General features: G+C 42.2%; 15 protein-coding genes. 3 read left to right on the top strand and 12 right to left on the bottom strand.

Annotated elements, in window-relative coordinates; translation table 11 throughout:
- Window positions 1-137 precede the first annotated feature (137 nt).
- The 10 genes from prfB to QVH07_RS04620 all read right to left on the bottom strand — a co-directional run bounded on the left by prfB (window position 138) and on the right by QVH07_RS04620 (window position 9,872).
- Window positions 138-1,239 (bottom strand): peptide chain release factor 2 gene (gene prfB / locus QVH07_RS04575; protein ID WP_289998968.1). Its coding sequence is split into 2 segments (ribosomal slippage): window positions 138-1,178 and window positions 1,180-1,239, totalling 1,101 coding nucleotides; the frame shifts between segments, so codons are not numbered across the junction.
- Between the two features lie 65 nt (window positions 1,240-1,304).
- Window positions 1,305-1,811 carry a hypothetical protein gene (locus tag QVH07_RS04580; protein ID WP_289998969.1) on the bottom strand — a complete coding sequence of 169 codons (507 nt, stop codon included), beginning with the start codon at window positions 1,809-1,811 and terminating at the stop codon, window positions 1,305-1,307.
- Between the two features lie 38 nt (window positions 1,812-1,849).
- Complete coding sequence (locus tag QVH07_RS04585) at window positions 1,850-2,917, bottom strand: branched-chain amino acid aminotransferase (protein ID WP_289998970.1); 1,068 nt, start codon at window positions 2,915-2,917, stop codon at window positions 1,850-1,852.
- A gap of 31 nt (window positions 2,918-2,948) precedes the next feature.
- Window positions 2,949-3,500, bottom strand: coding sequence for a cob(I)yrinic acid a,c-diamide adenosyltransferase (locus tag QVH07_RS04590; RefSeq protein ID WP_289998971.1), 552 nt, complete (start codon window positions 3,498-3,500; stop codon window positions 2,949-2,951).
- A gap of 52 nt (window positions 3,501-3,552) precedes the next feature.
- The gene (locus QVH07_RS04595; RefSeq protein ID WP_289998972.1) at window positions 3,553-4,269 is read right to left on the bottom strand and encodes an ABC transporter ATP-binding protein; all 717 of its coding nucleotides are present in this window, start codon (window positions 4,267-4,269) and stop codon (window positions 3,553-3,555) included.
- Between the two features lie 79 nt (window positions 4,270-4,348).
- Window positions 4,349-7,114, bottom strand: a complete 2,766-nt coding sequence (locus tag QVH07_RS04600) for a hypothetical protein (RefSeq protein WP_289998973.1) — start codon at window positions 7,112-7,114, stop codon at window positions 4,349-4,351.
- Window positions 7,114-7,401 carry an Asp-tRNA(Asn)/Glu-tRNA(Gln) amidotransferase subunit GatC gene (gatC, locus tag QVH07_RS04605; protein WP_289998974.1) on the bottom strand — a complete coding sequence of 96 codons (288 nt, stop codon included), beginning with the start codon at window positions 7,399-7,401 and terminating at the stop codon, window positions 7,114-7,116. Before gatC ends, QVH07_RS04600 begins: the two co-directional genes overlap by 1 nt.
- A complete protein-coding gene (locus QVH07_RS04610; protein ID WP_289998975.1) occupies window positions 7,388-8,125 on the bottom strand; it encodes a lysophospholipid acyltransferase family protein in 738 nt (245 codons plus the stop codon). Before QVH07_RS04610 ends, gatC begins: the two co-directional genes overlap by 14 nt.
- Complete coding sequence (locus QVH07_RS04615; RefSeq protein WP_289998976.1) at window positions 8,118-8,492, bottom strand: globin domain-containing protein; 375 nt, start codon at window positions 8,490-8,492, stop codon at window positions 8,118-8,120. Before QVH07_RS04615 ends, QVH07_RS04610 begins: the two co-directional genes overlap by 8 nt.
- Window positions 8,493-8,516: 24 nt before the next feature.
- The gene (locus QVH07_RS04620; protein ID WP_289998977.1) at window positions 8,517-9,872 is read right to left on the bottom strand and encodes an NfeD family protein; all 1,356 of its coding nucleotides are present in this window, start codon (window positions 9,870-9,872) and stop codon (window positions 8,517-8,519) included.
- A 193-nt stretch (window positions 9,873-10,065) separates the two neighbouring features.
- On the opposite strand from QVH07_RS04620, the gene QVH07_RS04625 reads away from it, so the two are divergent.
- The 3 genes from QVH07_RS04625 to QVH07_RS04635 all read left to right on the top strand — a co-directional run bounded on the left by QVH07_RS04625 (window position 10,066) and on the right by QVH07_RS04635 (window position 12,653).
- Window positions 10,066-11,247 carry a LysM peptidoglycan-binding domain-containing protein gene (locus tag QVH07_RS04625; RefSeq protein ID WP_289998978.1) on the top strand — a complete coding sequence of 394 codons (1,182 nt, stop codon included), beginning with the start codon at window positions 10,066-10,068 and terminating at the stop codon, window positions 11,245-11,247.
- An 87-nt stretch (window positions 11,248-11,334) separates the two neighbouring features.
- Entirely contained in the window at window positions 11,335-11,889 is a 555-nt protein-coding gene (locus QVH07_RS04630) for a hypothetical protein (protein ID WP_289998979.1), read from the top strand.
- Window positions 11,889-12,653, top strand: coding sequence for a TIGR02757 family protein (locus tag QVH07_RS04635; RefSeq protein ID WP_289998980.1), 765 nt, complete (start codon window positions 11,889-11,891; stop codon window positions 12,651-12,653). Before QVH07_RS04630 ends, QVH07_RS04635 begins: the two co-directional genes overlap by 1 nt.
- Here QVH07_RS04635 and QVH07_RS04640 read toward each other — a convergent pair.
- Together QVH07_RS04640 and QVH07_RS04645 are read right to left on the bottom strand one after the other, a co-directional pair.
- On the bottom strand, window positions 12,650-13,867 hold the full coding sequence (locus QVH07_RS04640) for an ATP-grasp domain-containing protein (protein ID WP_289998981.1): 1,218 nt from the start codon (window positions 13,865-13,867) through the stop codon (window positions 12,650-12,652). The genes QVH07_RS04635 and QVH07_RS04640 overlap by 4 nt on opposite strands.
- Window positions 13,857-15,275, bottom strand: coding sequence for a leucyl aminopeptidase family protein (locus tag QVH07_RS04645; protein WP_289998982.1), 1,419 nt, complete (start codon window positions 15,273-15,275; stop codon window positions 13,857-13,859). Before QVH07_RS04645 ends, QVH07_RS04640 begins: the two co-directional genes overlap by 11 nt.

Here is a 15,275-nt window from a genome sequence, read left to right on the forward strand (position 1 = left end):
GCTATTAGGAACTCCTATAAGTTCGGTTAAAAAATTAATTTGAGCAAAGCGTTCAGGCCTTCACCCATTTGTAAAGGTGATTCCTTCTCAGCTTGAACTATCAGATAAAGAAAATGGCCGGAAAAACCGGCCATTAATTACTCTTTATTCGCTTCCTCTTCGCTCTGGGCGAGGAGGTAGGCTTTCATAAATTCATTTAACCCTCCATCCAGTACCGCTTGGGTATCTGAGGTTTCGTAATTGGTTCTATTGTCTTTTACCAGTTTATAGGGATGCAAAACATAATTTCTGATCTGCGAACCGAAGTCTACTCTAAGCTTGGAAGACTCGATCTTATCGATCTCGGCATTTCGCTTCTCGATTTCCATCTGATAAAGTCGGGATTTTAGCATCTGCATCGCCCGCTCCCGGTTGGCAAGCTGAGAACGCTCCACCTGACAGACCACCACGATTCCAGTGGGTTTATGGGTCAGCTGGACTTTGGTCTCCACCTTGTTTACATTCTGTCCACCGGCACCTCCGGATCTTGAAGTCTGAAGCTCCACATCCGCAGGGTTGATTTCGATTTCTATAGAATCGTCCACCTGAGGATAAGCATAGACCGATGCAAAGGAGGTATGTCTTCTTCCCCCGGAATCGAACGGAGAAATCCTCACCAAGCGATGTACGCCTGTTTCGGATTTTAGGTAGCCATAGGCAAGAGGTCCATCGAATTCCAGCGTACAGGATTTAATTCCTGCCACATCTCCCGGCTGAACATCCACTTCCCGAACCTTGTATCCGTTTTTCTCTCCCCACATGATGTACATTCTCATGAGGATAGAGGCCCAGTCGTTACTCTCTGTACCTCCTGCTCCGGGATTGATTTCGATTACTGCATTCAGCTGATCTTCTTCAGCAGACAGCATTTTCTGGAGTTCTAAATCCTCCACTGCCGCTTCTGCCTTTTGGTACTCGGCTGTGATTTCAGATTCTTCGACCTCACCGAGTGCGAAAAATTCACTGAGTACTTCTAGATCCTGGACGATCTGGTCTACATCTTCAAAGGATTTGGTCCATCCTTTTCTTAGCTGAATCTGCTTCATGGTTTTTTCAGCTTCCTCAGGGTTGTTCCAGAAATCCGGCTGCGCAGATACAGCCTCCAGGTCTTCTATTTCTGCTTTCTTCTTATCGTAGTCAAAGATACCTCCTTAAAGCCGAGGTGCGAGCTTTCAAGTCTTTCAGTTGGTCCGAAGTCATGATTTTTTGGTTGAAAATTGAGAGGCAAAAATTGCCAAAAAAAACCGATAATGCTACACTTTTCGCTAATCCATTCGCATTAAAACGATCTGAATTCTATTATTTCCTTTGAGCTTAAAAGTTTTATACCTGAGGGGTAGCATGGCAAGGCCTGTTCCTACCAGAATAGCCGAGGTGAGTCCTACACCATCATCCACATCCACAGAGCCTGTTTGGTACAAACTATTGATTACTTCTACAGAGATCAAAATGACGCCAGCGCCAAGCACCAGGCTGTTTAGAGCGGTAAGTCTACCATTCCTTTTATCCTTTCTTCGAATATCAATCTCCAGAATGTCTTCCGGACTGATGATATTTTCCCGCAGATAGATAAAGTCATCTTCAAACCCCGTGATCACATCCGTGACAAAAAATCCTATCTTTTTGCTTTTGTAGGTGATTTCCTCCCCGACGTAATATCGAATTTGAGATTTTTGATTGGATCCTCGTTTAAGAAGTAAGAAGTCATTGCTTTGGGCAAAGCCATGGAAACCAATGAAGAAAAATAATAGCAGGGTGAGGATTTTCTTCATTCGGTAAGTATGATCAATTGGCTTTGCAAAGCGAAAAACTATATTTTAATAATCCAGCCATGTGGATCAGGAAGCTCTCCATACTTGATTCCGTCCAGCTCTCGCAAAACCCGATTTGAAAAGGCATCGCTTCCTTTTTCCGGAAGGTAATAATCTGTGCCATTAACATGAATGCGCTCAATATGGGCGATAGTGGCCGCAGTTCCCGTTCCAAAGGCTTCTTCCAAATCACCTGATTTTAAAGCTTCCTCCAGTTCTTTGATGCCTAAAAATCGCTCTTCCAATGGCTCTCCCCAATCTTTGGCAAGCTGAATTACGGAGTCTCGGGTAATTCCTTTAAGAATAGTTCCTGTATGGGTAGGAGCAGTGATGAGTTTACCATTGATTTTGAACATGACGTTCATGGTTCCGCTCTCTTCGATTTGGCTATGGTTCTTTCCATCAGTCCAAAGCAATTGATCATAACCTGCTTTTTGGGCCTGAAGGGCAGGGTAGAGGCTCGCTGCATAGTTACCCGCAGTTTTAGCATATCCGGTTCCACCTTCAGTGGCACGTGTAAATTTTGTCTCCACTTTCACGCTTACCGGTTTGGAATAATACATCCCAACGGGGCAAGTAAAAATCATGAATTTGTAGGTTTCAGAGGGTTTCACTCCGATGTAGTCATCCGTTGCAAACATAAATGGACGAACATAAAGGGAGGCGCCATTTGCAGTAGGAACCCAGTCTCTATCCAATTCCAGCAATTGCATCAGACCTTCCATAAATATCTCTTCTGGAAGAGTAGGCATGCACATTCTTTCGGCAGATTCATTTAATCTTGCCCAGTTTGCATCTCCACGAAATACCGAGATTTTCCCATCTGAAGTACGATAGGCTTTCATCCCCTCAAAGATGGACTGGCCATAATGCAGGGTAGCATTTGCAGGGTTTAACTCAAGAGGCTTATACTCCTCAACGCTCAGGTCGGTCCACTCCCCATTTTTATAATCCGCCACAAACATGTGATCGCTGATAGTCCTTCCGAAAACCAGATTGGAAAAATCGGTTTCAGGAAGTTTTGAATTTTTGGTTTTGTGTATCGGGAAAGTCAATGTCGTCTTCATAACTCTACTCATTCATTGCCAGTGGGCAAATTTACTTAATTCTTGGTTGCCAGGTGACTTCATCTACTTGAAGTTCTTGGGCCATTTTTCTGCCTAGTACAAATAGATAATCTGATAGCCTGTTTAGGTATTTAATGACTAAATCTGAAACGTATTCTTCTTCATGTAATCTCACCACTGTTCTTTCCGCTCTTCTACAAACCGTTCTTGCGATATGAGCAAAAGACACAGACTGATGACCGCCAGGTAGAATAAATGCGGTCAATGGGGGAAGTTCTTCCTCCATATGGTCTATCCCTTTTTCCAATAATAGGATATCTCTTTCCTCCAGATCTGGCTTTTTCACCTTATCTTTTCCAGGGACAGTCGCCAGATCCGAACCAATGGTAAACAGTCTATCCTGAATTTCCTTCAGGATCTCTTTTCTATTTTCATTTACCTCCTGATCTCTCAAAAGCCCGATATAGGAATTCAGTTCATCCACCGTGCCATAAGCCTCTATTCGGACATCAGACTTTGGAACTCTTGAACCTCCCAGCAGGGCTGTTTGACCTTTATCTCCTGTTTTGGTATATACTTTCATTTGTGTATTTGCCGCTGGCAAAGCAACATTTTACTCTGAAAAAAGAATTGATTTAAGCTGTAACCTCAGCTGCACGGGTTGGGTTTGGATTATGGACATCAGATTCCACTAATCCATCTCTTAGCCTAATAATCCTGTGGGCATAATGTGCAATATCGTCCTCGTGCGTTACCATAATGATGGTATTTCCCTTGGAGTGCAATTCATGAAATAGCTCCATGATATCATAGGAAGTTTTGGAATCCAGGTTTCCGGTAGGCTCATCAGCTAGAATAATACTTGGGTCATTTACCAAAGCTCTTGCTATGGCTACACGTTGACGCTGTCCACCTGAAAGTTCATTTGGTCTATGCTTTGTCCTATCTCCCAATCCTACATTTACCAGGGCCTGATGCGCACGTTCTTCACGATCAGATTTGCTTAGACCTGCATACACCAAAGGAAGAGCCACATTGTCCAGACAGGACGCTCTCGGTAAAAGATTAAATGTCTGAAAAACGAAACCAATTTCACGATTACGAATGTCCGCAAGTTCATTCTCTGTCATGTCACTTACATCTTTATTATTCAAAATGTAAGTTCCGGCAGTCGGGGTATCAAGACATCCAATAATATTCATCAAGGTAGATTTTCCGGATCCCGAAGGTCCCATAAAGGCTACATATTCGCCCTTTTCTACAGTGATGCTGATCGACTTTAGGGCCTGAATAATTTCAGCTCCCATTTTGTAGGTCTTATTGATTTCGTGGGTTTCAATAATTTTCGTCATTGGTTTAGCAAATTTTCCTCAAGATAAGGCATTAGCCTGAATTTGTGGTTTTCCCTTTTCGAAAATACGTGAAAGGTTGTTAGAAGTTGATGGATTGCAGTCTGATAAGGTCTGTTTCACTGACCCACTCCTTCATTTCTTCCAGAGTAGCAGTGGCGTAGTTCGGTAAACCCACCTTACGGGCAGCATCTGCTTTGGCAGCCCACAGGACAGGGTCCTTGTTGAATTCACTCGCACTGTTTAATAGATTATAACGCTCCAAGGAATCAGGAACCCGGTCTGCTGCCGCAAAGATGAGTGGAGTCAAGTAGGGATTGGCAGATAACTCTTCACCCATCTCCAGCCAACTCATAAACAAAATTAACTGATCTTGATTACTGAAATCGGGATTGGAGATGAATTCCCTGAGAAAATCATTTGGACCTGAACTCTCCAGAATCTGATTTCCTATTCTCGAAACCTGAGCATCCGAAAGCCCATGCGATTTATGCATCAGGACTCTCTGACCAAAATCCGATTTGAGTGCTTTGGCTTCGATATTCTCCCATCGGTCGAAAGCTTTAGAGGGTGTCAATTCATGGAAATTTTTCCAGATCAGAAGCTCCGCGTTTAAAGTGTCCTTGGTATTTAATCCATACTCTAAAGCCAGTTTTTCTGCCTCGGCTTCTTCCTCAGCCAGCTTCAGAATATCAAGATGATAGGGCTGAATATTTTGAAACCCTTTTCCAATAGCCTCAAGTAGATCAATCGCTGCTTTTTCGAAATCTAATTGATAAGCAAGGATATCGGCTGAAAGCTGCAAATAATAGGCGGCATCACCTGAATTTCTGAAAGCCAAGCCTTTGAGGTTTTTTACACTTTCTGCTACTCTCTGGGCTCCCAGACTTCTGATAGAAGCGGTTTCCTGCAGATCCAAAATGTAATCTTGGTAACCTGGGTTACGGGTTAAGGAGTCTAAAAGCTTTATGTCCTTCTCGATTTCAGAAGAGGTTTTCTGTGAAAAGATATTTCGCAGGGCCGATTGAATAATTATGGGGTTGTTTGTGTCTTCGGCAAGTAAAGCCAATTCATCAGCTGTATTGCTATCCAGATTGCCTCCCTTAAGACGCTGGTAAGGGATGGAATTGATCTGATGGATCAGGGCTTTAGCGTTTTCCCAATCTTCTAAATCCAATTCCCCTGCCTTAGCCTTCAGACTCATTAAATTTGAAAAGGAAACTTCATCATCGAAGTCCTGGAGAATAGCGATGGCTTCTTCACTGCGGCCAATTTTCGTGTAGAAAAGAGCAAGAGAATTAGCGATTTTGGAACTGTTTGGAAAATAGGCCAGACCATTTTCCAAATAGTAAACAGCCTCCAGTGGTTTATTCTCGAGGTGCAAGCGATCTGCCAAAAGTAAGATATTGTCTACTTGAGGGTTTTCTGCAAAGCTTTCTTCAAGATGTCTTTTGGCTAGAGTGGGTTGATTTAATTCAAAAAGGATTTGTGCGGTGGCTTGTTTGGCCTTATCATTTCTTCGGTAGCGAAACCAACTGTTTTCATAAAGAATACTTGCTTCTAGCTTTTGGTCCGACTCATAATAGTAATCTCCTAGAATATTATTCGAAAGTGAGTTCACCTGAACACCGATAATTCCATCCGCATAAATGATTAGCACCATCATTCCAATCAGACCACCAATTCGAACGTGATAAAAGGGGAGAGAATAAGGTTTATAAATTATCTTTTCTACCGCTTTTCCGCTGTCCATTACTGATAAGAAATTGCTGTACAGGTAAACCAGGAAAAAGATCGAAAATGCTATTTGACTATATAGAGTCACATGTTTGATGAATTCGGCAGCGGGTTCATTGGATGCCATATTGATTTTCCAAATGGTCCAAAAGACCAAAGATAAACCCAGCAAGTAAAGTGCCTTGACCACATTTGGATAGTCTGAAATTTCAGGGTTTGTCTCTACCTTATTTTTTATCCCAATCCATCCAAAAAAACCAATAATTGGAATCACGAGGAGTGGATTAATTGACGGGATCGGAAGAGTAGAATCTCCAGTGATTTGGAGAAGAGAATTAAAAAGCAAAGTCAGATAGACTATGGCAATGAGAACAAGTTGGATAGAGATTTTAAGTCCAAGTGATTGATTGGCTTTGGCCAAAAGCACATAAACCCCGTTCATTACTGCTGGTCCAGACCAGAAAAGCCACATTAGAGAGAATCCTATGGCAGGGACTAATAAATGCTGGGAAAGGAATAGTTCGGGATTGGGTACCGGACTGAGCAGGGTCAGGGTAATCCAAGCTAAAATGAATCCCAGGGCAATTATCAGCCATCGCTTCCAAAAAGCAAGCATAGGCTTCCAAATGTAGATTCCGATCATCGGAAGAATGGTTCCGGAGAGCAGAATGATCAGTGCAAAATTTGAACTGGGTCCTCCTATGTTGAGTCCATTAAAATTACCCAGCGTGGTGAGGATGATCCAGAGAGCTCCGCCTGCTACGAAGTATAGCCTTTGCAATGAAATGAAATAGGAAAACCCCGTAATAGCGATCAGGCTTAAGAGGATTCCGAATGCCTGGGATTCAAATACTCTTTTTAGCGGGGGTAGAGCTTTGAATTCCTGAAAAATCAGAAAGTTGTCTACTTCAATGGGTATTTCAAGTCCGCTGAGATCTAAAGTAGCGAAAGGCACTGCTATGGTATCTGTAAACAGATAGGGGCTGAAAACGGCGTATTCTGCACTCGAAAACAGGAAGGTGTAAAGGAAAGCGAGCAGCCCTCCGATTAAGAAAAATAATAGAAATACGGATTCCCCGTTTCCAAATGAATTACCCAGTTTCTTAAGCATTACTCGAGAACCTTTGGAACCCGGAAATATTCTCCATCAGTTTTGGGAGCATTTTTTAAGGCTTCATCTCGGGTGATTTGATCGGCCACCTCATCTTTTCTGAAAACATTCACCTCTTCAGACATCGTCGTTAAAGGCTCCACATCCGTGGTGTCCACTTCTTCGAGCTGTTCCACCCAATCCAGAATCTGAGTCATGTCTTTTGACATTTTTTCTACACCCTTTTCATCAAATTCCAGCCTGGCAAGGTGAGCTATTTTCTTTATGGTTTCTTTATCGATTTTCATTGGCTTGGTCTAATCTGAGCTGATTTTGAATCACATCAAAACACTTTTTCTTCAGTGTTTCTTCCGTATCCTCAGGCCCAGGCAGTATCTCCTTATGATAAACGAGCTTTGCAGGATGCCAGTATAGCAAAAGCTTTGGCCCTTCGGGCAAAATTATGTGATTATATGAAATAGTGACAGGGATAATGGGAATTTGTTTCTTTATGGATAATCGAAAGGCCCCATTTTTAAAGGGAACCATTTGGGGTGGATTTTCCGTGTAGATCCCTCCCTCAGGAAAAAGTACCACACTGGTTTTATTATCCAAAGCTACTCCAGCCCTTCGCATGGTTTCCACCCGACTGCTAGTTTTGGTTCGTTCTACTGCGATGTGAAGCTTTTTAAAATAATAACCAAAAAGTGGGGCTTTACGAATGGAGGCCTTTCCAACATACATGATCTCGGTAGGAGTGTAGCCCATCATCGCAATATCCAGATAGCTGAAATGATTAGGTAAAAAAAGGTAAGGCTTACCTTTTTCTATTTTGGCATGCATTTCCTTTTTCACTGGGAGAAAGATCAGGGTAAAGTACACTCGAGCCCAATATTGGGTCGCTTTGCGTCCTGCCCGATCCCATCCGGGAATCCAGATGCAAAGAAGAAAAAACGGATAAATAAGCAGGAAACTGATTAAGAAAAGTACCCCGGCATAAATCGAATATAGTCTGGCAAAAAAATCACGCATGGTTCACCATATGGTTTGCGACCTTGATAAAATACCCCATCATTTTTTCCCGTGTGGATTGCTCCAATTCCAACTGATCCATGGAACTAAGCATGGCATTCAGCCAATGATTTCTGAGCTTTCCATCGATTTTCCATTGCATGTGACGCATCCTGAGTCTTGGATGACCTCGCTGCTCAGAATAGGTTTGTGGACCACCGAAAACCTGAACAAGGAAAAGAAAAAGCCGGTCTTCTGCTGGTGCTAAATCTTCCGGATACAGCTTTCTTAGCTCAGGGTTATTTGAAACCTCTTCATAGAAATTTTTCACAAGAAGTTTGATTTTCTCTTCCCCAATTTCCTCGTAAATCGACTGGAAAGGATTCATGCGGTAAACATAATCAATTCCGGATCAGGCTTCGTGCTTTTTTACTTTGATGGAGGTCCCTTCTGTCGAGATCACAATAATCGACTCCCCTTTGTCAATGAATTCTCCTCGAGAGTAGGCATCATAGATTTCTCCAGCAATCTCAACTTTGCCACTGGGTCTAAGTCTGGAATGGACTATTCCTATTTGCCCCATCAGGGTGTTTTGGTAAACCGTAGAGGTGTAGCCTTCGGAAGAGTTTTGGGTGTCTGCCAAAGCTATGGCGCTGAATGCCTTCCATTGGTTTACTTTTGGAGTTAACCAAAAAATTAAACTCACCGCGACTATAGCGGCTAAAATTACGGTCAGTAAAGCGGTAAATAATTCAGCCGATGGAACGTAATCAAAGTTGAAATTCTGGTTCGGTAGCATCCCCAAAACCAAGCTGGTAAGGATGGCAAGAATACCCAAAATCCCAAATACGCCGAATCCAGGAATGACAAAAATCTCAACCGCCAGAAGTATCACCCCGACGATGAACAAGATGATTTCCCAGTTTTCAGCAAGACCGTTTAAGTAGTAAGGAATGAAATAAAGAATCACAGCTAGTATCGAAGCGGCTAGTGGAAATCCTACCCCAGGAGTTTGAAGTTCAAAATAAATTCCACCAATAATAATCAAGATTAGAAATCCACTCACGGCTGGATTCAGGAAGAAGTTGATCACATCTTCCACACCGCTGGGCTCATAAGCCACGACCTCATCCCCGAGTAAGTTTTGACTCGCCAGAATCGCATCAATGCTCTCATATTCACCATCGCAAAACCCATATTCCATGGCCTCAGAAACCGAAAAAGTAATCACCGAGCCTTCTTCAGTGATTCCCTCGATAGCTATTTTTTCATCCACCATGGCCTCTGCTATTTTGGGATCACGTCCCTTTGCCTCTGCTGTGCTCCTCATCATTGACCTCATATAAGACTGATACTTATCTGGTGCAGCGGCACCATCCACACCATTCACCACCGTCGCCGCCCCAATACTCGCTCCGGGAGCCATGTATATGCTATCTGTTGCGATGGAAATCAAAGCTCCTGCTGATGCTGCATCCTTATTGATAAAGACATAAATCGGAATTTCTGACTCTAAAATCATCGTTCGAATATCATCAGCATCATTCACTGCACCTCCATAAGTATCCATTTCGATAATTATCAGATCAGCCTCTATACTTTCCGCTTCTTCTAATGCCAACATCACCCTGCGATTCATTCCGGGATCGATATCTTCATCAATCTTGAATGTCAATATGGTTTTTTGGGTGTTTGGCGATTCCTGAGCGCTGAGTAGGAAGGAAAACAGCAAAAAAGAAAGTATAGCAAGAGTGACTTTGAGACGCATATTCATCGGATGATTACTGGAATTCAATATACGAAAAGGCTTAGTTTTTTGATCTATTTTGAAGGAAAGCCACACAATGGAGCAATATTTTAAAAAAAGCTAATCCCTGTACTTTCTAGCATAATTCTTGCAAATTTGAACTTTGCTGAAATCATCGCCTGAAGGCGAAACCAACTACAAAATTCCAAAAAATATGTTATCTGGATTTAAGAAAAATTTTATCCTAACCCTTTTCATTTCACTTGCTTCTAGCCTTGTTTTAGCTAATGAGAACTTTGCTCCTGATTCGGTAGGAGTGCTTAAAGAAAATGGAAACTCTTACATCCTTCATGAAGTGGAGCCAAAAGAAACGCTTTTTGGGATTTCCAGAAGATATCAGACTCCGGTTGGGGATATTGTGGATTCCAATGCTGAATTGAAAGCCGGACTTAAGATTGGTCAGACTATTAAAGTTCCATTTATTCCTCAAGAGGCCCTTCCTGAAGGCGCTAAGCTGCATAAGGTGGGTGCCGGAGAAACCTTATTTTCTATTTCAAAAGCCTACGAGGTAACCGTAGATGACATAAAAGAGTGGAACGGACTTCTTGGAAATGACTTGAGTATTGGGCAAGGATTGATTATCAAAGATGTGGCTCCTGTAGTGGAAGAAACCCCAGAACCTGCAGTGGCTGCCGTAGCCAGCACAACAGTTGAGGTATCAAAACCAGAAGCTGTAAAAGAAACTCCGGTAGCTTCCAAGGAAGCAACAAAAAAGGAAGCGGTAAAGGAAAGTGCCGAGATTGCAGTAGAAGCATCGGTGAACGATGAAAGTGAGGTTGCTGAAGCAAAAGTTGAAAATCAAACCCCGTTAGTACCTGGAGACTGGCAATCCCATACCGTGCAATCGGGTGAAACCCTCTTTTCCATAGCCAACCAATACAATGCAAGGGTGGAGGATTTAATTTCCTGGAATGCGCTTAGCTCAAATAACCTTACTCAAGGTCAGGTCCTTAAGGTGGGTAGGGGACCGATTCAAGAATCAACCGTCCCAGTTTATGGTACACCAAGAGTCGTAAGTAATGCCGAGGAGGCTTTTACTGGATCCGATGTGAATGTGAGTTCTGGTGGCTTTAAAAACATCAAGGAGACTGGGCAGGCAGAATTGATTGTAGGGACTGGTTCTCATAAGAAATATTTGGTGCTACACCGAACAGCACCTATCGGGACTATCATGAGAGTAAAAAATGAAGAGAACGATGTCACGATTTTCGCCAGAGTGGTTGGCGCCTTACCTGAAACTGGTGATAATGAAAAGCTTGTGATAAAGCTTTCTCAGGCGGCTTTTGATCAGCTGAAAGCAGTGAATTCGAGATTTCCTGTTGAAATAATGTATTAGACCGGGTTTCTTTAATTCCGGTTTACTTAGTAGATGCACCTTTGATTATGGCTGAAAGCATCTTACTTTTGTAATAGAAACTAGGCCATGAATAAAGTACAACTCATCTTTCACCACATTTTCAGATTTGTCTGGAACTTGATTTTCATCATTTGTTATCCTGTTCTAGCCACTTTTGGGTTGCTTTTCGTAGGCCTGACCTATTTGTTTTCTTTACTATCTCGTATTCTGACCAGAATCAAACCAGAGGGTAAAAGAGTGGTCATCAAGGATACGGTATGGGAGCCTTTGCCACATACTGAAGATTTACTGGAAGCTAAGCTGGAAAAGCAAATCATGTTTGGACCGTCTGGGTTTCGAATCAGAAGAAAGGATGGCGTTCCAACGATTCTTAGTGATTTCATCTTCGGAAAGAAAGTTCGTGTGATGGAAGAGGGGTTGATTTTGGAGAAGTGGAATACCACTGAATCCAAAGATTTACCTGATTTTGACATCTGTCTTTATGACCCCGACCAAGACTCCTTACGCTCCCTCACCCAGATGAAATGTTTTGACTGGCATGTTTCTGAGCGCATCGATAATGAGCTCATGTTTAAGTGGTTTGACGGGACCCAAGGCGGAGAGGTGAAAGTTGCGCTTTAATGAGCGATCTGAAAGATTTCCTTGACAGCAAAGTTGAGGAGTACAACCAACCGGGATTTATTCCTTTAGATCCTATTTCCATTCCTCATGAATACAGTAAAAAGCAGGATATCGAAATCACTGCTTTTTTTGCTGCGGTTTTGGCCTGGGGCCAAAGAAAAACTATCATAAACAAGTGTCATGAGCTTTTTGAATTAATGGACAATGCTCCTCATGACTTTTTGATTAACCATCAGGACTCCGATTTAAAGGTATTTTTAAATTTCAAACATAGAACCTTTAATGCCACAGATACTCTCTATTTTATAGAGTTCTTGAGTAAGTTTTACAAGGAACATAGCTCTATGGAGGAGGCTTTTTTGACCAAGTCATCTGGAGAAATAACTATGGAAACCCGACTTATCTCTTTCCATCAACTTTTCTTTTCAGATCCCGATGCACCACAAAGGACACGAAAGCACATTGCAACTCCAGCCAGAAAGTCAGTCTGTAAACGACTAAACATGTTCCTGAGGTGGATGGTCCGAAAGGATAATAAGGGAGTAGATTTTGGACTTTGGTCTAAAATCAGTCCTTCCACATTGATCTGTCCCTGTGATTTGCATGTGGATCGAGTGGCTAGAAAACTAGGTCTGATCACAAGAAAACAAACCGATTGGCTTACTGCTCTTGAACTCACAGAAAGGCTGAAGGAAATGGATCCTTCAGACCCCGTGAAGTATGACTTCGCGCTTTTTGGACTTGGGGTTGAGGAGAAATTCTAGTGAAACTTCTTCACTTCAGGGGCGTTTGCTACTGCTGCAATTCCTTCTCCTAATCGCTTGGCGTAGTCATCCAATAAATCTCTGACCCTTTGGTGATTATCTGATTTCACGATAAGTCCGGCGTGATACTCAAGAGGAACTCTAAAGCATACCTCAGGATCATCAAATCCGCTTAAATCCGGGTGCTCATGAGAAGAAAGAGTAAGTACTATTCCCGCATAGCCTTTTTTGACTTTTGGTAGTTTGTATTTCTTATCCTTGGCTAGTGAATCTTCGATTTTTGCCCATTCAGCCCAAAGGTTAACATTGGTCGCTGAAGCCACCATTTCGGCTAAGTGTGCACCTCCAACCCTTGATGAGGTCTCCAGAAAATAAATCTTTCCGGTTTTTTTACTTTTGATGAATTCTGTGTGAGTGGCTCCGGATTTCATTCCAAATGCCTTCATCACCTGCTTATTGGACTTTCTGATTTCTAAGTCATCTTCAGAGCCATATTCTACATTCGCGCTTCGGAAAATTCCACCACCCTGAGAAATTTCCATTGGAGTGGCCAAATATCTGGAAACTGTGCAGAATAAAACTTTACCTTCCAAAATCAATCCGTCAGCGTGATAAACATCTCCTGGCTCAAATTTTTCCACTAAATAGTAAAGTCGATTTTCACCAAGCCCATGAATATGATTCCATAAGGACTCCTTATCGTGGACTTTAATTATTCCATGCGCAGAAGCCTCAGATCTTGGTTTTAAAACCCATGGAGCAGGTACATGATCTGCGAATTGGTTGATGTCGTCATCATTAAAGAGCGGTGCAAAATCCGGAACGTTGATGCCTTCATCATGGGCTTTAATTCGCATTGCAAGTTTGTCTCTGAAGAAGCGTCCTGTAGTTTGGCCCATACCTGGGATTCTTAGGTTCTCCCTTAAGAAAGTGGCCTTTTCCACATCGTAATCATCGAGCGCTACAATACTATCGATCTTATTATCCTTCATCAATCCACCAACCCCTTTCAAAAGGGTATCCAGATTCCAGTCCAGATCTTGACCAGGCATATAAAACACCTCATCAATATGGTCAAACGGCCAGGGCTTGTCCTTTAATTGCTCACTCGTCACTAAAAACACCTTGTTTCCCTGCTCTTTTAGGGAAATCAAAAAGTCACTTCCTTTGAAATAATTGGAAATGCAAAGAAAAGTAGAAGGATTACTGTTCATGATTCAATTCGTTTTCTATGAATTTAAGTAATAATTGAACGCCAAAGGCAGTTCCGGTTTTGCTCTTTGAAAAATCACTGTCTCCATAAGCAACACCTGCTATATCCATATGAGCCCAAGAAGGGTGATTATCCGTGAATGCTTCGAGGAATTTTGCCGCTGTAATCGCTCCGGCGATTGGTTTGCCATGGTAGTTTTTGATATCGGCGATATCACTATCCATTTCTTTACCATACTCATCCCAGAGTGGCAGCGGCCAAAGCTTATCTTCGCTTTGTTCTGATGCCAATCTCAGCTTTTTCTCCAGTTCATTGTTTTTCGTAAATAGAGCTCCACAGGCATATCCAAAAGTTCCTACGCTGCTACCAGTCAGGGTGGCGAAATCAAGAATTTTTTCCGGAGAAAAGTTTTTATTCATGTAAGAAAGCCCATCCGCTAAAATTAATCTTCCTTCAGCATCAGTATCGATCACTTCAATGCTTAGACCTGAAAAACTGGAAATCACTTCACTGGGCAGGAATGCGTCCCGACTCACGGCATTTTCCACAGCAGGAACGATGGTAGTAAGCCTAATGGGAAGCTTAAGATCGGCAATCATTTTCGTTGCTGCCAATACAGCAGCAGCTCCACCCATATCTGACTTCATATGATGCATTCCTTGAGTTTTTATACTCAAACCACCTGTGTCAAAAGTTACGCCTTTGCCTACCAAACCAAGGTGAGCTTTAGCATCTTTAGGATGGTAATCAATAATGATGAATTTCGATGGTTTACCGCTTCCTTGGCCTACCGAGAGAAATGCATCTAAACCTTCCTCTTTGGCTTTTTTCTCATCAAAAACCTGAACACTGAGATTTTCCAATCCCTTAAGACGCAAAGCCCAGTCTGCCAGATATTCAGGAGTCTTCACCGAAGGAGGAAGATCTACAAGTTTCATAGCTTCCATCATTGAACCTGAAATTATTTCTGACTTCTTGATTGTAGATTCTAGTTCATCCAGGTTAGCATCTACTTTTACCAAAAGGTCGGTGAAAGAGTTTTTTCGCTCCTTTCTATAAAAATCCGCATGATACCCTCCAAGTTGAAAGCCAATCAACGCATTTATTACTTGTTCTTCATTCAGCTCCCCTAAAAAGGAAATAGAGCAATCAGAATCAAATTTATCCGCACTCTTGGAGAGTAGTTTTCTGAAACTGTTTTGAATGGATTTTGGACTTTTCCCCTCACCAAGACCTATATACCCTAACAGTTTTCCATCCTTTTCCGTCCAATAAACAGAGTCCTTTTTGGCGTCAAAAAGTTTATTGGAAAGCTTAGGGAAATCGCTGCTTAGCTTTTCCAGATCTTTTTCTAAAACAGCAATTATTTGTGTGGCTGAGCCTGTTGCTTTCGCTGAAATTATATTCAT

This window comes from Algoriphagus sediminis, assembly GCF_030403435.1.
GTDB lineage: Bacteria > Bacteroidota > Bacteroidia > Cytophagales > Cyclobacteriaceae > Algoriphagus > Algoriphagus sediminis.